The sequence below is a fragment of the Mameliella sp. LZ-28 genome (assembly GCF_012274245.1).
Lineage (GTDB): Bacteria > Pseudomonadota > Alphaproteobacteria > Rhodobacterales > Rhodobacteraceae > Antarctobacter > Antarctobacter albus.
Map to the genome: position 1 here is coordinate 270,969 of NZ_JAANYX010000022.1, position 17,917 is coordinate 288,885.

Below are 17,917 nucleotides of genomic sequence, written 5' to 3' on the forward strand. Positions count from 1 at the left end.
GCGTGAATCACGTGTAATCGATTTCACAAGGCGCCAGGGAGGACGGCGCCGTGGGAGGACTCATGAAGACGATCAAGGGCCCGGCCCTTTTCCTGGCGCAATTCGCGTCGGACGATGCCCCGTTCAATGACTGGGGCAATATCACCGGCTGGGCCGCAGATTGCGGGTATGAAGGTGTCCAGGTTCCCAGTTGGGACAAGCGGCTGTTCGACCTCGAAACTGCGGCGGGATCGCGTGACTATTGCGACGATTTCAAGGGCCGGGCGGCTGAAAACGGCATCGCCGTGACAGAGCTTTCGGCCCATCTGCAAGGGCAGCTTGTCGCCGTTCACCCGGCCTATGACATCGCCTTTGACGGGTTCGCCGATGCCTCCGTGCAAGGCGATCCCAAGGCCCGGCAGGACTGGGCGGTCCGCCAGGTCCGCATGGCGCTGGAGGCATCGCGCAACCTTGGTCTGAATGCCATGGGCGCCTTTTCCGGGGCGCTCGCCTGGCCCTATGTCTACCCCTGGCCACAACGCCCCGAGGGGCTGGTCGAGGCGGCATTCGACGAACTGGCGGCCCGCTGGCGTCCGATCCTCGATCACGCCGAGGACATGGGTGTCGACATCTGTTTCGAGATCCATCCAGGCGAAGACCTGCATGACGGGGCAACCTTCGAGATGTTCCTTGACCGGGTCGACCAACATGCGCGCGCAAGGATGCTTTACGATCCGTCGCACTACGTGCTGCAATGCCTCGATTACATCGCCAACCTCGACGACTACGCCGAGCGGATCGGCATGTTCCACGTCAAGGATGCCGAATTCAATCCGACCGGCAGGCAGGGCGTCTATGGCGGTTACCAGTCCTGGGCCGACCGCGCGGGCCGCTTCCGCAGCCTTGGCGACGGGCAGGTGGATTTCGGCGCGGTGTTTTCCAAGCTGACGACGATGGGTTTTGACGGCTGGGCGGTTGTCGAATGGGAATGCGCGCTGAAACACCCCGAGGATGGCGCGCGCGAGGGCGCGCAATTCGTGCGTGACCACATCATCCGCGTGACCGAACGCGCCTTTGACGATTTCGCGGATGGCGGCGCGGATGACGCGGCCAACCGGCGGATGCTTGGACTGGAGGGCCGAGATGGCTGAGGCACCGATCAGGCTGGGCATGGTTGGCGGCGGGTCGGATGCCTTTATCGGCGGTGTCCACCGCATCGCGGCTCGGTTGGACGGGCATTATGCCCTTGTCGCCGGCGCGTTGAGCGCGACCCCCGTAAAGGCAAGGGCCAGCGCCGAGACGCTGGGCCTGCCGCGCAGCTACGACAGCTATGTCGAGATGGCGCGGGCCGAGGCCGACCGGGACGAAGGCATCGAGGCGGTCGCCATCGTGACCCCCAACCATGTACATGCCGATGCCGCCATCGCCTTTCTGGAACGCGGAATCCACGTCATTTGCGACAAGCCGCTGACCTCGACGATGGTGGATGCCGAGCGGCTGACCCAGGTGGCGCGGTCCTCGGACGCGCTGTTCATGCTGACGCATAATTACACCGGCTACCCGATGATCCGGCAGGCGCGCGAGATGATCGCGGCCGGGGATCTCGGCAACTTGCGGCTGGTCAACGTGGAATACGTGCAGGACTGGATGACCGGCCCTGCCGAGGGCAAGCAGGCCGAATGGCGGGTCGATCCCGCGCGCTCTGGCGCGGGCGGATCGATCGGGGACATCGGCACCCACGCCTATAACCTGGCGTGCTTCGTCTCGGGGCTGCGGCTGGACCGTCTGGCCGCCGACCTGGATGCCTTTGGCGCCGGGCGCACGCTGGACGACAATGCCCATGTCATGCTGCGCTGGCAGGGCGGCGCCAAGGGGATGCTCTGGTGCAGCCAGGTGGCCCCGGGAAATGAAAACGCCCTGCGCCTGCGGGTCTACGGCGACAAGGGCGGGCTGGACTGGGAACAGGAAGAGCCGAACAAGCTGTGGTTCACGCCCTTCGGCGAACCCAAGCGCCTGCTGACCCGCAACGGGGCGGGGGCGACGACGGGCAACACGGCCATGAGCCGGGTGCCCGGCGGCCATCCCGAAGGCTACCTGGAGGCCTTTTCCAACCTCTACACCGAGGCCGCCCATGCCATCCATGCACACAGGCGCGGTGAGACGGTGCCGGGTGACCTGCTGTTCCCGACGCTGCAGGACGGCATGGAGGGCATGCGGTTCATCGAGGCCTGTGTGCGTTCTTCGTCGAAGGACAGCGCCTGGGTGTCGCCATGAAACTGGGGATCAACCTGCTGTGCCTCGCGGGACACATCGACGAAAGTCACCTGCCGTACTTGCAGCGCCTTGCCGAGATCGGTTTTGACCATGTCGAGGTGCCGGTGATGCGGGGCAGCCCGGATCACTATGCCTGGCTGGGGGGACAGCTGGCCGCGCTGGGACTTGGCCGCGCGCAGACCTCCATCGTGCCGGATGTCGATGCCAACCCGCTGTCGGGGGATGCATCGGTGCGGCAATGCGGGCTGGATCACCTGTCCTGGATACAGGATTGCGCCGAAGCTCTGGGATCGGAAACCGTGGGCGGGCCGTTCCATGCGCCGATTGGCCATTTCACCGGGCAGGGGCCGACAGAGGCCGAAATAGAACGCGGCGTGAGCGCGCATCGAAACATGTCGGAACGTGCCGCGCGAGGCGGCTACAAGCTGGCGTTGGAGCATCTCAACCGGTTCGAAACCTACTTCCTGAACACGATGGACCAGGCACGTGCCTATGCCGACCGGGTCGATCATCCAGCCTTTGGCATCATGTACGACACGTTCCATGCCAATATCGAGGAACGTGATCAGCCCGCGGCCATCGCCCACCTGGGTGATCGGATGCATGTGCTGCATGTTTCGGAAAACGACCGGGGCGTGCCGGGGCGGGGGCAGATCGATTTTGCCGCCGTGTTCCGGGCCGCCAAGGCCGCTGGGTTCGACGGGCATGTGGTGGTCGAGGCATTCGGGGCGGGCCTGCCCGAACTGGCCGCCGCAACCCGCGTCTGGCGACCGCTCTTTCCCGACTTCGAAACCCTGTTCACGGAGTCCCATGACTTCATCCGCAGGACGTGGGAGGCCGCATGACCGACCCTGTCATCGAGATGAAGGGCATCACCAAGAGTTTTCCCGGCGTCCGCGCCCTGTCCGACGTCAGTTTCGGTGTGCGCCCCGGCGAGGTGCAGGCGCTGGTGGGCGAGAACGGCGCAGGGAAATCCACGCTGATCAAGATCCTCTCCGGTGTTTACCAGGCCGACGCCGGCGAGGTGCGGATGAACGGCGAGGCGGTGCATTTCGTTCATCCGGTCGAGTCGCTGCGCGCCGGGATCGCGGTGATCTACCAGGAATTTTCGCTGCTTCCGGAACGAACCGTGGCGCAGAATCTTTTCCTTGGGAGGGAGCCCAGAACGCGCTTTGGTTTGATCGACAGCGCGAAGATGCGCGCCGACACGCGCGAGGTTCTGGCGCTCTTCGCTGCGGCGGGCCGGATCGACCCGGACCGGACGGTTGGAGAGCTGGACGTGGCCACGCAGCAGGTGGTCGAGATCGCCAAGGCGGTGTCCACTGGTGCCCGCGTGGTGGTGATGGACGAACCGACCGCGGCGCTGAACGAGGCGGAATGCGAGGAACTCTTTGCAACCGTGGACACGCTGCGCGCGCGCGGCGTCGCCATTATCTACATCACCCACCGGATGCGAGAGATCACGCGGCTGGCGGATCGCGTGACGGTACTGAAAGACGGCGAGGTGGCCGCCCGGTTTGACGAGGTCCCCGCGCCGGATGCCATCGTCCGCGCGATGGTGGGCCGCGACATCGCCGATTTCTACGCGCCGCCCGCAACGCCGGAGGAAATTGGTGATCCGGTCCTGACCGTGCGCGGCGCGGGCAACGCCAAGTTGCATCAGATCGACCTTGACGTCCGCGCGGGGGAAATCGTCGGTCTGGCGGGCATCCAGGGCGCCGGGCGTGTTGCGCTGGCGATGGCGCTGTTCGGCGAAACCCCGTTCGAGCATGGCCAGGTGACCCTCAACAGAGAGAGCGTTTCGTTCCAGACTCCGCGCAGCGCCATCCTCGGCGGTATCGGGCTGCTCCCCGGCGACCGGAAAAGCGAGGGGCTGGTGCTGATGCAGTCGGTACGCGACAACGGCATGCTGACTTCGCGCGCCTTTGCGCCGCTCTGGTCCAGTGACCGCCGGAACGCCTTTACCGACAGGGCGCGCATGGACGGCCTGCTGAACCACATGGAAATCCGCGCGGCCTCCTATGATCAGGACATTCGCGCGTTGTCGGGAGGCAACCAGCAAAAGGCCATCGTGGCCCGCTGGCTGTCCATGCGGCCCAAGCTGTTGATCTTCATCGAACCCACCCGAGGCATCGACGTCAATTCCAAGGCCGGCATCTATCACCTGATGCGCGACCTTGCCCGCGAGGGGGCCGGTATCCTGATGATCTCGTCCGACCTGCCAGAGGTGATCGGCGCGGCGGACCGCGTGCTGGTCATGCAGGAAGGCAGGATCGCCGCAGAGTTCCCCCACGGCGCCACGGAACAGGACATCATGCACGCCGCCACCGGCGAGACAGGAGTGGCCGCATGAGCATCGCCGAGGATACGCCCCGCCGAAAAGCTGGTTTCCGTTTCGAACGCTGGGCCCCGCTGATCCTGCTGGGCGGCGCCCTGGCGATTTACGTCGTCGTCGCCCTTGTCACCGGACAGGCCCAGTACCTGACATTCGACAACCTGATCGCCATCCTTGGCCGGTCCATTGCCTTGGGCATCACGGCCATCGGGCAGACCTTTGTCATCCTCGTGGCCTCGATCGACCTTAGCGTTGCCAGCCTGATCTCGGCCACGGCGGTCCTGGCCTCTGTGGTGATGGACGGGTCTCCAGCGATGATCCTGCCCGCAATCCTTGCCGCGATTGTGTTGGGTGGGCTTGTCGGGCTGACCAACGGGCTGGTGGTCAGCGGGCTGAAGGTCAATCCCCTGATCGCCACGCTGGGCATGAGCCTGATCATCCAGGGCTGCCTGTCGGCCTTCGTGTCGAATTTTGCGGGCGAGGTGCCGGCCGCCTTCCAGATGTTCGCTTATGGAGAGCTGGGCCCCTTCCCGGTGGCGCTGCTGTTCCTGGGTCTTCTGGCCGTTATGGCCTGGGCGGTGCTGCGGTTCACAAAGTTCGGATCGGACATCTACGCGGTCGGCGGCAATGAAGAGGCGGCGCGCTTTGCCGGGATCAAGACCGGCCGGGTGGTGATCCTGAGCCATGTGATCTGTTCGATCTGCGCGTCCATTGCGGGGCTCTACCTTGCTTCGCGGCTGCGCTCGGGCGCGCCCTGGATCGGGTCCGACGGGGTTTATGACCTTGAAAGCATCGCCGTCGTGGTGATCGGCGGCACGGTGCTGGCGGGCGGGCGCGGCGGCGTCTGGGGGACGATGGCGGGGATGCTGATCTTTTCGCTGATCGACTCCGTCTTCAACATCGCGGGGGTCGACAGTTTCGCCAAGCAGGTTCTGCGCGGCATCATCATCGTGGCCGCCGTCGCCTTCTACGCCATCCGTTCAAAGAGGATCGTGGCATGAGTGACAGCGCCACCGCCCCCAAGCGCCGCCTGCCGCAGATCGACCCGGTCTGGGTGCTGCTAACTGTGCTGGTCGTGGCGATCATCTTCATGAACCCGCGGTTCATCGAGCCGACGGGCTACATGAACTTCCTCAAGCGCGCCGCGCCGCTGGCGATCCTGGCCGCGGGGCAGGTTTATGTCATCACCTCGGGTGGGTTCGACCTGTCGGTTGGTTCGCTGATCACGCTGGTCGTCGTCGGTTCCTCGATGCTGACCAACAACGATCCCACGGCGACCTACTGGGTGATCCCGCTGATGTTGGCGATGGGGCTGGGCGTGGGGGCGGTCAACGGGCTGGTCGTGTGCTTCCTGCGCGTGCCCTCGCTGATCGCCACGCTGGGCATGATGATCACGCTGAACGGGCTGGCCTTCCTGTGGTCGGGCGGCGCCCCGCGTGGCTACCTGCCCGACACCTTCCGCTTTTTCGGGAGAGAGTTGATCCGAGATGTGCCCCTGGTCAGGTTCATCCCCGTCTCGGTCATCGTGCTGGTCGTCGTCGTCGGCCTGCTGGCCTGGCTGATGCATCGCACCAACCTTGGCCGCCAGGTGCATGCGATCGGCGACAACCCGGTCGCGGCCCGTCTGGCCGGAGTGGCCGTCAACCGCGTGCGCATCACCGCCTTCATGCTGTCGGGCCTGTCTGCGGCCATCGCGGGCATCCTGCTGGGCGGCTTTGCCGGTGTCTCGACCGATGTCGGCTCGGGCTATGAATTGCAGGCGATCACCGCCGCCGTTCTGGGCGGCGCGCAACTTCTCGGCGGTCGGGGATCGGTCCCGGCGGCCCTTGGCGGCGCGCTGGCGCTGACCGCCATCTTCACGCTCTTGAACTTCCTCGGCCTGCCGCAACCCGTCCGGCAGGTGGTGCAGGGCCTAATCCTGATCGCGGCCGTCGCGTTCGCCATGCACCGAAGGAGACAGACGGGAACCTGAAAGGGCGCGGAAAACGCATCCTTTCAACCGATAGGGAGAGAGACATGAAACATATCCTGATGGCGGCAGGGGCGCTGGCGTTCAGCCTGACGCCGCTCTACGCCCAGAACTTCGACGATCCCCAGGAATTCGCAAAGCAGCGGGACCAGCTGCAGGCAGAGCCGATGGGCCCCGAAGGCCAGCCCTGGCTGCAGTACATCGGTGGCGACATGGTCGACACCGCCGCGCTGGGATTGGAGGCCCCGGCGACGGTCTGTTTTTCGAACGCCGGTGTGAACAACCCCTGGCGGGTCGTGGGCTATACCAACATGGTCGAAGAGCTGAAGAACCACGCCTCTATCGCCGACTTCATCCATGTCGACGCCGAAGGCTCCGACGACAAGCAGATTGCAGATATCGACGACCTGCTGGCGGGCGGTGACTGCGACGTGATGATCGTCTCGCCCAACACCACGGCGGCGCTGACGCCTGCGGTCGAACGGGCCTGCGAGGCGATGCCTGTCATCGTCTTCGACCGGGGCGTGAACACCGATTGCCCGGTCTCCTTCATCCACCCTGTCGGCGGCTATGGCTTTGGCATCCAGGGCGCAGAGTTCATCACCAGCAAGCTGGACGAAGGCGCCAACGTGCTGATGCTGCGCATCCTGCCGGGGGTCGACGTGTTGGAAACTCGCTATTCCGCCGGGCGCCGCATTCTCGAAGAGGCGGGCATGAACATCGTCGGGGCCGAGTTCACGGACGGCGACAATGCCAAGACAAAATCCATCGTCGAGGATTACCTGATGCGCGGCAGCATCGACGCGGTCTGGATGGACGCGGGCGCCACTGCCGTCGCCGCGATCGAGGCCTTCGAGGATTCCGGCTATGACATCCCCGTCTTCGTGGGCGAGGACCAGCAGGACTTCCTGCGCAAGTGGCAGGACGAGGGGCTGACGGCCATCGCGCCGACCTATCCCACCTACCAGTGGCGCACGGCGGTCATTGCGGCCGCGCGGGTGATCGAGGGAGAGCCGCTGCCGGGGCCGGAATGGGTTCTGCCGCAGCCTGCCATCGTGCAGGAAAACCTGGACGACTACGTCAACCCGGCGATGCCGCCGCTGCACTACGCCATGTGCGGATGCGAGGAAATGGCCGACTATCCCCAGGCCTGGGGCGGCAACTGATCCTTCGGAAGGGGCGGCGCGGGCCGCCCCTTTCTCGTTTGCACAACGGCAACCGGACCAGGGAGGACCAAGATGACCGGACCCACGGAAGAACTGTTTTCCAAACCCAACGGACGCGTGCCCAACAGCCGTTTTCCCCTGCTGATCCATCGCAGCGGTGTGCCGGGGGGCGGCATGGACGCGGTGCGGGCCCAGTTTCAAAAGACCGGCTGGCTCAACAACTGGAATTATCCGGGGATCTACCTGTACCACCATTTCCACTCCACCACGCATGAATGCCTTGGCGTCGCGTCAGGCTGGATGGAGTTGGAGCTGTTCGGCAAGGGCGGCACGCAGGTCCGGGTCGAGGCGGGCGACGTGGTCGTCATGCCGGCAGGCGTGTCACATGCCATGATCGGCAATTCCGACGACGTGATGGTGATCGGCGGCTATCCCGAGGGACGCGACTGGGACAACATCCAGGAGGCGTTCGTCAGTGAGGACGATTTCCGGGCCGCCGCGAAACTGATCATGTCCCTGCCGATCCCGGCGACGGACCCGGTGACGGGTGGGCCGCTGACCCAATGGCTGGACACGCCTTCATCGGTGGATGCGGGCTGGAACGAGTTTCGCGACGGCCTGGACGCAACAAGCTGACAGGGATCACCGCGCGGATGGTCCGCGCGGTGGTTTGCTGCGTCAAGCCGCGATGGCAACGGAGGTCAAGGACGAGGCGCCGGCAATCCAGGCCCCGCGGTCGTAGCGCCGGCAGAGTCCTGTCTCTCCGTCGATGCTGACAAGGGTCAGCCACCCGTTGTCGAACAGCGCGCGGACATCCGGTTGCCGCTGCAGGACCTGGCCGATCATGGCCTCGGGGGCTTCGACGGCAACGACCAGCCGGCTCGGCACATGGCGCAACCTGGTGCCGTCGTGCACCGATTGCCAGGGCAGCCCGACACGCAATGCGCCGCCGTTGCCTTCCAGCACGCCGATCCCGCCGACCACGTTGTGCAACAGCTTGTTGCCGGCGCCGAATGTCTCGGGCGCGACCGCCGAGCCGCTGTATTGCAGCGCGATCCAGCTTGCGACCACCACGGGCGCGCTCAGGATCAGTTCCAGCGTCTCGGCCTCGGGATCCTGGTGCCAGTCGTAGTCATGCAGGAAGGTGGACCCGTCCAGGTCGCGCCCTGCGGTGCGCGCGCGCGGGGCCGCCACGAAAGCCCTGCATCCGGCCAACCCCCATTCGGGGCGCAGTTCCGACCAGTCATGGCCCCGCGTCGCAAGGGTTTCGGCCTTGCCTCGCGGCAACGAGGCCGCGCGCTCTGCCCGCGCCAGGGCAGCGGCGCGTGACAAGGCGACATTCAGCCGGTCCAGGTCTTCTCTGGTGGCGGCGGGGAGTCCGTCTTCGAACAGCCGGACCTCGTCGGATACCGTGTCGTGCAGCCCGGCGACGAACCGGGTGTCCTCCGGGATTTCGATCCCCCGCTCCTGCAGGCCCGCGCGGACGGCGGCATCGTTGAGCAGCAAGGCCACCAGCCGGGCGTTCACGTCGCCCGCATGGCCGCCACAGGCACCACATTGCAGGGCGCTGGCGTGGGGCGCATTGGTGATCGTGGCGCCATGCCCGCAGATCAACACCAGCCGCGCAAATCCCGACGTCAGCGACATGGCCTTGAGGGTCTTTTCGGCCATGTCGATGCGCACGGGCAAGGGCAGGTCAAGGTGCGGGGCCGGATCGACCGGGGGCAGGGTTCCGCGACCCAGGCTGTCCCGCAGCAACTTGCCGACATACAGCGGGCCCGCCGCTTCGACGAAGGCAAAGGCAGATACCGCCGCACGCTTGAACCGGCCCCAGGCCCTGACCGCCCGCAAGCGGACGCGGGTACCGATGTCGTCGCCGCTGGTCGCACTGGTGACGCCGGGGGACAGCAGGATCGGAGACCGGGCCTCGACAATGTCGGAGGCATGGGCGTGATGCCTGACTGCAAGGCCAAAGAAGCCCGCAAAGCCGATGGTTCGCAGCCCGGGGTCCGAGGCCTCCAGCGCCCTGCGCAGGCGTTCGGACCGCACGTCGATACAAAAGGCCGCCTGGATCGCGGGCCGTGCGTCGGGATCTGCCACGGTTTGTCCCGAAAGCGTGTTGCCAAGACGGCGTTCCGCTGCTCGGTCCACGGCCTCTTGCAGGGCAGCGTCCAGCGCCGTGTCATCGTCGATGACAAGAGGCCGGGCATAGTCCTGCAATGCTTGGTCCCAGGCGGTCGACCGCGGTGCGGAGGCCTGCTCGAGCAAGGCAACCTCCCAGGTGAGGCGGATTGTCAGCAGATCGAAGAGCGTCTCGTCCCGTCCGCCGTCGCGCTCGGCGGTCCAGCCAAGATGACGTGCATATTGCGCCCACCCCCCAAGCGTCACCAGCAGCCTGTGGAAATAGACCGGGGCCGCCTCCTGCGTCAGGTTCAACGCCAGGCAGGCGTCGGCAAAGGCCGCTCGTGCATCGGTGGGCATCGCCGCGATACGCGCGGCAAAGCCCGGCAGCCCGGCCAGTTCGGGGGTCAGGTCCCGGCTGGCGAAAGTCCGCCACGATGTCCATGCTCTGCCCTCTGGCGCAGGCCAGAAGGCCTGACCGCGATCGAAATGCGCCGCTGCCCAAAGACCGATCCGATCCTCGACGAAGGCAGGCCAGTCGACCCCGCTGTGGTCCTGCGCCAGGTCCGCCAGAGCAGGAAGAACGGCGACTTTCGCCGTCGCCTGCCGGGTTGCCCGTTGCAAAGTGCCGGCAGCCATCCCGTGAGCGGCCTCTGCGGCCCGCAGGTCCTCTGCCGTGACCTCACCCGCGTCGATCATCGCGGCCACGGTCTCGCTGGGCAGGAACATCCGGCCGCCGCCGACACGGGCCAGCCTTGCGGCTGCTGTCCTGCGGTCCTCTTTGGCTTGTCCCAGCCAGGGGTTGACGGCCACTGTCGCCTCCAGGGGGAAGGCCGGGGGGATTTGCCGGATTGCCTCTTCTGCGGCGGCAAAGAGTGCGAGGGTTTGGCCGGGCCAGGTGACATGGGCGTTCATTGGGTCGCTCCGGGCTTGGGCGTCCAGCGGCCGGACAGCCGGTCGGACACCGCGTTGAGGTAAAGGCCGTTCATCAGGTGCACGCGCAGTCCCGCCGTGGCGGGATGCCCGGCCCAGAGCGGAAAGGTCGTCTGCGCCACGGCGGCCAGTGCAAAGCTTGCCAGGGCCAGGACGATCGTCGCCCAGACCAGGCCGTCGGGGGCGGGTGGGGCGGGCAGGGTGCCGACCGAAAGCCAGGTGGCGCCATGTTGCAGCGCAAAATAGGCGACAGTCGCAGTGACGGACATGGCGGCGGTGCGCCAAGTCAGGGCACGGGGGGCCAGATCGGCCAGGCCCTGGGCCATCAGGTAGACCACGCCAAAGATCAGGATCGCGCCAAGGGCCACCGTCTGCGGCGGTTTCGACATGATCCCGAAGGCCAGCCCGACCAGGAGGTAGAGCACAAGCGCAAGGCCGAACGCGCGTGTCACGGCGCCAAGACCGGGCACGGCGACCGGGCCGGGGCGGCGGATCGAGGCCACCTCGCGCACGGCACCGCCCGAGGCCAGGAAGGCGTGGGCCTTGTAGAGCGAATGCGCCACGATGTGCAGCAATGCCAGCGGGAAGAGCGCAAGCCCGCATTGCAGCACCATGAATCCCATCTGGGCGCAGGTGGACCAGGCCAGCGCGGTCTTGGCGGCGGGTTGGGTCAGGGCGACGGCGGCCCCGATCAGCGCGCTGAAACCACCGACAAGGGCCAGGAAGGCCAGCACCCCGGGCACCGCCAGCAGCACATCTGCAAAACGGATCAAGAGGAACCCGCCCGCATTCACGACACCCGCATGCAGCAGGGCGGACACGGGTGTCGGCGCCTCCATGACCTCTGTCAGCCAGCCGTGTGTCGGCAGCAACGCGGATTTCAGGATGGCCGCGGCGGCCAGGAACAAGGCCGCCAACCAGAGAGGCCCGGTGCCTTCACCAGCGCGGGCGGCGGCGTTGATCGTCGCAATGTCCGAAGTGCCGAAGCTGGCCACGATCAAGGCAGCGGCCGCGATCAGCGCGGCGCTGGAAACCAGGCCGCTGGTCGCCTTCTTGCGGGCGGCGCGCCGGGCGCGCGGGCGCTCTGGATAGAACAGCAACAAGCGGTGCAGCGTGATCCCGATCGCAACCCAGCCGACGACCAGTTGCACGACGTTGCCCGCGCTAACCAGCAGCAGGACGCAGGCCACGGTCGCGGCCATCCAGCCCATGAAGGCGGGTTGCCGCGCTTCGCCGTCCAGTGCCACGCGCGAGAAGCGCAGGACGATCCATCCGACGAAGGCAACGGTCAGGGTCATCGCCACGCTGACGATGTCGACGCGCGCCGACAGACCTACACCTCCAAGACCAAGGAGCAGGGTCGTGCCGGGGCCCGACAGCGCAAGGCCAATGGCCGCCAGAACAGCAAGCCCCAGGCTTACCAGGGCGGCAATCTCGGGCAGGCGCAGGCGCCAATGCGCGCGGGCAGGCGGAAAAAGGGCCATCGCAAGCGCGGCGGCCGCCAGCGAAAGTGGCGAGAGTAATAGCAGGTAGCTCATCGTGGACCTCCGAAACTGTGTCGGCGGTCGATCTAGACGGCTGACGCCGTAATAAAAATTATATTGTTTGGATCACATCGTTCGATTAATCAGAACGCTATGCGCCTGAACTATCGTCATCTGCACTACTTTCAGGCCGTCGCGCGGGAAGGAAACCTGACCCATGCGGCGGCCCGGTTGAACCTGTCGCAATCCGCCCTGTCCACCCAGATCCGACAGCTGGAGGATCGGTTCGGGCACGCCCTTTTTGAACGCACCAGCCGCGCAATGATTCTGACAGAGGCGGGACGCATCGCACTGGACCATGCCGAGCGCATCTTCGATGTCGGGGAAGACCTCGTCGCGACGATGACCGGGACCGGCCGGGTAAAGGCTCCCTTGCGCGTCGGGGCCCTGTCGACCCTGTCCCGCAATTTCCAGTTGCAGTTCCTTCGCCCGATCCTGTCCGAGACGGGCGCCGACCTGGTCCTGTCGTCCGGCAACAGCCAGGGGCTGTTGCGAGCGCTGGAGGATCTGGCGCTTGATGTCGTCTTGTTGACGGACCCGCCGCCGCGCGACACCTTTCCGGACCTCGTGGCACATCGCATCGACGAACAGCCCGTGGCGATTCACGGCACCGCGCGGCGGCTTGGTCACGGGACGCTGGCCGGGCTTCTGTCTGCGGAACCGGTGATCTTGCCGACCGAAAGTTCGATCCGGACGGGATTTGACAGCCTGGTTGCCCGGCTTGGCGTCACCCCCCGGATCGCGGCTGTCGTCGATGACATGGCGATGGTCCGGCTGCTGGCCCGCGACGACGTGGGACTGGCCATCACACCCGCCGTTGTCCTGGCTGACGAACTGGCGCAGGGCCTTCTGGTCAGCGCCCCGTTTGAACTCGACATCGTCGAGAGTTTTTACGCGGTCACGGCGCCGCGCACCTTTCCACATCCGCTTGTCGCACGGCTGATCGCGCCGGCCGATGGGGCCGAGAATGGCTCAGCGGGTTGAATCCCGTGTTTCAGGGGAGGGGGCGAACGCTTGGCCCCTTTGCCGGCGTAGGGTGCTTGCGACGTAGGGCCATGAAACGTCAGCCGTGCAGGGTTAGCAGGGAAATTCCCCCGACCAGCACAAGGCTGAGGGCCCAGACCTTGTCCAGATTGAACCAGCTTCGCGACAGCGCCTTCAGGCCAAGCCAGCGATAGACCGCGAAAGCAAAGGCGCCGCCCGCAAGGGACATGGCAACCGTGTGCGACAGGGCAACCAGCACCGCCACGCCAGTATTGCCCGTCATCAGGTCCGCCGCCGCAGCATGGCCGGTATCGGTTTCGACGCTGCGGCAGATCCCAAGGTAGATTGGCACCAGCATCAGCCCGGCGCCATGCGCCAACGCCGCAAGAAATGACCACAGCGCCAGCCGCGACGGGGGCACGCGGGCCAGGAAACGCGGATGGCGCGGGCTGATCAGCAGGTAGACCCCCAGCCCAATCACCAGGAAGGCGGCGCCGATCTGGATGTTCCGCTGCCATTCGGCCAGGAAAAGCAACGCGCCGAAGGGCAACAGGATCGCCACGATGGCCAACAAATGCCCCAGTGCCAAGGCGCCCAATGCCCGCCACAGGCTGCGCCGGCTGCGATCCATCAACGCGGCGGAAACAGCCAGAGGCCACCCCATCCCCGGATTGACCCCGTGGTATAGTCCAGACGCGACAACGGCCCCCCAGAGGGCCGTTGTGGTGGTCGGTCCGTCCATTCTCAGGCGGAGGGATAGCAGAAGCTGTCGGTCGAACAGTCCCCGCCTTCGAGGCGGATCTGGTGACTGCGATAGCCGTCAGGGAAATCCACGTAGAAATCCTCGGCCAGGGTCAGGCCGCCGTTTTCGCCCACATGCGCCATGACCATCTGTCCGCCCTTCGCACCCGGATAGAACTGGTCGTCCCAGGTGGAATAGAGCGAGTTGGTCCAGTAGACGCGCTTGCCGTCGCGGCTGATCTCGACCATCTGCGGCCCGTAGGCAAAGGGTTTGCCGTTGGGATGCGCCGTGCCGCGCGCGATGCCTCCGATCTCGACCTTGCCGGCCAGCGTCGGGTTCATCGGGTCCGAGACATCGTACTGGTGCATCTCGCCCAGGCCCCAGCAAGCGACATAAAGGTACTTGTCGTCCAGGCTCAGGTCGATATCCGTCACCAGGGGCGGCACCGCCTCGAAGCCTTGCAGCAGCGGGGGCAGATTTTCCGCCTTTTCCGGGCGCGGGTCGATGGTGAGGGTCTTTTTCGCCTCGAAGGTGCCGTCGTCCTTTTGCCACCAGGTGAAGATCGATCCTTGCAGGTTTGTCGTGTCCACCACGACGCCGCAGAACCCGTAATCCTTGGCCGGGTCATGGGCGGGCCGGATCTCCAGCGCCATCTGGTGGTTTTCGCCCAGGTCGATGGTCTGCACGTTCTTGCGCTGCCGCAGGTTCCAGAAATGGATCTGGTGGCCATACTTGTTCGACAGAAGGTCCTCTGCCACCAGCCCGTTTTCGAACTGCGGCGGCAGGCCCCATTCGCTGCTGACCATGTAGTCGCGTGGTAGGTTCCACCAGAAATCGTAGTGCTTTTCCTGCTTGCCCCGGTCCATTTCGTAGCGGCCCAGGATCTCGAAGGTTTCACAATCCATGATGAAGATGCCCGGAGGGCCGTCGGTGCCGTCCGCGCCACCGCCTCCCAAGGTGCTGACATAGATGCCTTCGGGGCCGCAGTGGATGGTATGGGGCCGCGAATAGCCGGTCTTGGCCAGAACCTCTTCGGGTTCGATGATCTTGTGAATCTTGGCCTTCAACGGCTCTTTCACGTCGATGACGTAGATGCGTGACGACCGGATGCCCGGGATGATCAGGTAGCGTCGTTCAAGGAACGCGTGGCCCGAGAGCGGCGACAGGGACGAGGAACAGGCGTTCCAGCCGAAATGGTGAAATTCGTCGCCCTTGTTCGGCATGATCAGCTTGTGGACGATCTCGCCATAGGTCTTGGACTTCGGGTCTACGTCCACCACCGCCAGGCCATCGGGCTGGCTGCCGTCGGGCGACAGCATCAGGGTGAAGGCCAGCGTCTCGGCCGGCGCCTCCATCGCCAGCCTGGGGGTCGCGTGGAATGTCGGGTCCGGTCTCAGGTTCATGGTCTCTCCTCCCATTGAATTTCTGATCGTTATGCGCGTCCTCTGAATGCAGGCTTCCACTCTGCCATAAATTGCAGAGTCGCCGAAGGAATTTGCCGGGGGCGGTTGTCCGGCCCCGGCGGGAACTTGCCTTGTGCAGGGCGCCATCCGGCGCCCAGCCACCTCATGCCGCTGCCAGCGCCTTTTTCGGGTCGAAGAAGGGGCGTTCTACCACGGTTGCAACACAGGGGCCGGAGGGCAGGACGACTTCGACCTGCATCCCGAGGTGGGCATGTTCGGTGGCGACCATCGCCAGCGCGATATTCCGCTCCAGCCGAGGTGAGTAGACTGCCGAAGTGACTTTGCCGATGTCCGCTCCGGCCTTGTTGATCTGCCAGAAGGTGGTGTTCGGTCCCCGCAGCGGGTCGGCGTCGATGACCAGCCCGACCTGCAGTCGCTTGACGCCCTCGTCGCGGATGCGTTTCAGCGCGGCCTTGCCGATGAAATCCGCCTCCATCTCGAGGTCGACAAGCCGGTCGAGGCCCAGCTCGAAGGGGTTGGTGTGGATGTCGGCATCGGCGTGATAGGACAGCATCCCGCCTTCGATCCGGCGGATCGAGGAGGTATGTCCGGGCTTCAGTCCGAATTCGAGGCCGGCGGCCATGATCCGCTCCCACAGGGCATCGCCTTTGCTGCCGTCGCGCAGGTACAGCTCGTAGCCCAGTTCGCTGGACCAGCCGGTGCGCGAGACGATCAGCGGGATGCCGTCCAGGTCCATTTCGCGCAGCCAGTAGTACTTCAGGTCCATGATGCCGTCGCCGAAGAGGGCCCGCATGATCTCGCCCGACTTGGGGCCCTGCAATTGCAGGGGCGAGACATCGGGTTCGCAGATCTGCACATCCAGCCCCGAATGCACCGCGACACCCTGCGCCCACAGCAGGATGTCGCTGTCCGCCAGCGAGATCCAGAAGTGGTTCTCGGCCAGGCGCAGCAGGATCGGATCGTTCAGGATGCCGCCTTGTGCGTTGGTGATCAGGACGTATTTGCACTGGCCCACGGCCATCTTCGACAGGTCGCGCGGGGTCAGCATCTGGACGAATTTCGCGGCATCCGGACCGGTGATTTCCACCTGCCGTTCCACGGCCACGTCACACAGGATCGCGTCGTTCACGAGGTTCCAGAAGTTCTGTTCCGGATCGCCGAAGTCGCGCGGGATATACATGTGGTTGTAGACGGAGAAACCCTTTGCCCCCCAGCGCACCGTGGCGTCGAAATAGGGGGATTTGCGGATCTGCGTGCCAAAGCCGAACTCGTCTGCGTGCATTGCGTGCGCCCTTGTCTGCCTCCGGGCTGGCGGCCCGGAGCATGGTTGATGATGGCGCTTATCTAGGGGCGAAAGCCACCGGCCTGCAGACCAAAAGACGGGGCACCTCCGGTCTGTTCGGGCTTTATTTCCGGCCCGTGTCAGACCGTTCGGTCGCGTGGCTGCGGACGGGTCAGTGCGGCGACATTCGGGCGGCCGGCCTTGACCACGCGGGTCGCGATGTAGGTCATGTAGCGGTCGACGCCCAGTTCGGCGTCCTGCATGTCCTGCATCAGGTCCTGGAAGGCGGCCAGCGTCGTGCAGACGGTCTTCATCACATAGTCCATGCCGCCGCCGGTCGCGATGCACTCGGTGATTTCGTCGTGGCGGGCGACCCAGGCCTCGAACCGTTCGAAATCGGTCTTGCGATGATGGGTGAGAGAGACTGTCACGATCACCTGCGTGACATCGCACAGCCGGTCGAGCGCGATGTCCGCATGGTAGCCACGGATGTATCCCGCGGCCTTGAGCCGGTCGAGCCGTGCCCAGCAGGGCGTGGGAGAGATGTTCACGATCTCCGACAGACGTGTCTTGCTCAGCTGCCCATGCTGCTGGACGGCGCTCAGGATGCGGATATCCGTGGCATCTAGGCTCAGCTTTTTCACCGATGAGGCACTCTCGCTTTGTCGCAACGGACCATGCGGTTGCGTCCGCATCGACCCTCACAACAGGATATAGCTTGTCCGACCGGCCGGGCCGCAACATTGCGACGCAAACTGTCCCGGTCGCGGCGCAGGCGCCCTGTGAGGTCGGACCCAGGGTTGGGAGTGTCGTGTGTGAGGACTGGAGGCTGTCAGCCAAGGTTCTGCAGGCCTGTGCCGCCCCGAAAACGGCGAGCGTTTCCTTACAGTTTCAGGGTTTAGGTTCAGGATTCACAACCAGGAGATGACGCCTGCCGCGAGGGCGATGGCCATAAGGAAGAGCCTCGGGCACCGGTCATGGCGGGTTGCCACAGGCCTCCAGTCCTTGAGACTGCCGAACATGATTTCGATGCGATTGTGCCGCTTGTATCGGCGCGTGTCGCTTCACCGGTGTCTTGCGTTTCTTTCGGCCCGGGATACAGGCGCGTATCCCTTTGTCCTGCAACGCTTCTCTGAACCAGGCAGCGTCATAGCCACGATCATC

General features: G+C 65.3%; 15 protein-coding genes and 1 pseudogene. 9 read left to right on the forward strand and 7 right to left on the reverse strand.

Annotated features, from left to right (window positions below):
* Nucleotides 1-62 precede the first annotated feature (62 nt).
* From G9Q80_RS13805 to G9Q80_RS13840, 8 genes are all read left to right on the forward strand, one after another.
* A complete protein-coding gene (locus tag G9Q80_RS13805) occupies nt 63-1,130 on the forward strand; it encodes a sugar phosphate isomerase/epimerase family protein (RefSeq protein WP_043136943.1) in 1,068 nt (355 codons plus the stop codon).
* A complete protein-coding gene (locus tag G9Q80_RS13810) occupies nt 1,123-2,253 on the forward strand; it encodes a Gfo/Idh/MocA family protein (protein ID WP_184757115.1) in 1,131 nt (376 codons plus the stop codon). Before G9Q80_RS13805 ends, G9Q80_RS13810 begins: the two co-directional genes overlap by 8 nt.
* Nucleotides 2,250-3,098: a sugar phosphate isomerase/epimerase family protein gene (locus G9Q80_RS13815; RefSeq protein WP_088714348.1), complete on the forward strand. Its 849-nt coding sequence runs from the start codon at nt 2,250-2,252 to the stop codon at nt 3,096-3,098. The genes G9Q80_RS13810 and G9Q80_RS13815 overlap by 4 nt, the downstream gene beginning before the upstream one ends.
* Complete coding sequence (locus tag G9Q80_RS13820) at nt 3,095-4,606, forward strand: sugar ABC transporter ATP-binding protein (protein WP_088714349.1); 1,512 nt, start codon at nt 3,095-3,097, stop codon at nt 4,604-4,606. Before G9Q80_RS13815 ends, G9Q80_RS13820 begins: the two co-directional genes overlap by 4 nt.
* The gene (locus tag G9Q80_RS13825; RefSeq protein ID WP_088714350.1) at nt 4,603-5,589 is read left to right on the forward strand and encodes an ABC transporter permease; all 987 of its coding nucleotides are present in this window, start codon (nt 4,603-4,605) and stop codon (nt 5,587-5,589) included. The genes G9Q80_RS13820 and G9Q80_RS13825 overlap by 4 nt, the downstream gene beginning before the upstream one ends.
* The gene (locus G9Q80_RS13830; protein WP_088714351.1) at nt 5,586-6,560 is read left to right on the forward strand and encodes an ABC transporter permease; all 975 of its coding nucleotides are present in this window, start codon (nt 5,586-5,588) and stop codon (nt 6,558-6,560) included. The genes G9Q80_RS13825 and G9Q80_RS13830 overlap by 4 nt, the downstream gene beginning before the upstream one ends.
* Before the next feature lie 44 nt (nt 6,561-6,604).
* On the forward strand, nt 6,605-7,723 hold the full coding sequence (locus tag G9Q80_RS13835) for a substrate-binding domain-containing protein (RefSeq protein ID WP_043136934.1): 1,119 nt from the start codon (nt 6,605-6,607) through the stop codon (nt 7,721-7,723).
* Between the two features lie 72 nt (nt 7,724-7,795).
* Nucleotides 7,796-8,359, forward strand: coding sequence for a cupin domain-containing protein (locus G9Q80_RS13840; RefSeq protein WP_088714352.1), 564 nt, complete (start codon nt 7,796-7,798; stop codon nt 8,357-8,359).
* 42 nt (nt 8,360-8,401) lie between these two features.
* Here the strand turns inward: G9Q80_RS13840 and G9Q80_RS13845 are convergent, their stop codons facing one another.
* Nucleotides 8,402-10,759: a YbcC family protein gene (locus tag G9Q80_RS13845; protein WP_088714353.1), complete on the reverse strand. Its 2,358-nt coding sequence runs from the start codon at nt 10,757-10,759 to the stop codon at nt 8,402-8,404.
* Nucleotides 10,756-12,315: a proton-conducting transporter transmembrane domain-containing protein gene (locus G9Q80_RS13850; protein WP_088714354.1), complete on the reverse strand. Its 1,560-nt coding sequence runs from the start codon at nt 12,313-12,315 to the stop codon at nt 10,756-10,758. Before G9Q80_RS13850 ends, G9Q80_RS13845 begins: the two co-directional genes overlap by 4 nt.
* Nucleotides 12,316-12,414: 99 nt before the next feature.
* Here G9Q80_RS13850 and G9Q80_RS13855 point away from each other — a divergent pair, with 99 nt between their 5' ends.
* Nucleotides 12,415-13,305, forward strand: a complete 891-nt coding sequence (locus G9Q80_RS13855; RefSeq protein ID WP_043136925.1) for a LysR family transcriptional regulator — start codon at nt 12,415-12,417, stop codon at nt 13,303-13,305.
* Nucleotides 13,306-13,384: 79 nt separating this feature from the next.
* On the opposite strand, the gene G9Q80_RS13860 is transcribed toward G9Q80_RS13855, so the two are convergent.
* The 5 genes and pseudogenes from G9Q80_RS13860 to G9Q80_RS28755 form a co-directional block, all read right to left on the reverse strand.
* Nucleotides 13,385-14,047: a hypothetical protein gene (locus tag G9Q80_RS13860; RefSeq protein WP_088714355.1), complete on the reverse strand. Its 663-nt coding sequence runs from the start codon at nt 14,045-14,047 to the stop codon at nt 13,385-13,387.
* A gap of 2 nt (nt 14,048-14,049) precedes the next feature.
* Nucleotides 14,050-15,450, reverse strand: coding sequence for a selenium-binding protein SBP56-related protein (locus tag G9Q80_RS13865; RefSeq protein ID WP_074622210.1), 1,401 nt, complete (start codon nt 15,448-15,450; stop codon nt 14,050-14,052).
* Nucleotides 15,451-15,613: 163 nt separating this feature from the next.
* A complete protein-coding gene (locus tag G9Q80_RS13870) occupies nt 15,614-16,753 on the reverse strand; it encodes a glycine cleavage T C-terminal barrel domain-containing protein (protein ID WP_043136917.1) in 1,140 nt (379 codons plus the stop codon).
* A 140-nt stretch (nt 16,754-16,893) separates the two neighbouring features.
* Nucleotides 16,894-17,397 (reverse strand): Lrp/AsnC family transcriptional regulator, encoded by a 504-nt coding sequence (locus G9Q80_RS13875; RefSeq protein ID WP_043136915.1) that lies wholly within the window; start codon nt 17,395-17,397, stop codon nt 16,894-16,896.
* A gap of 267 nt (nt 17,398-17,664) precedes the next feature.
* A pseudogene (locus tag G9Q80_RS28755) lies at nt 17,665-17,914 on the reverse strand (transposase); the annotation flags it as partial.
* Between the last annotated feature and the right edge of the window lie 3 nt (nt 17,915-17,917).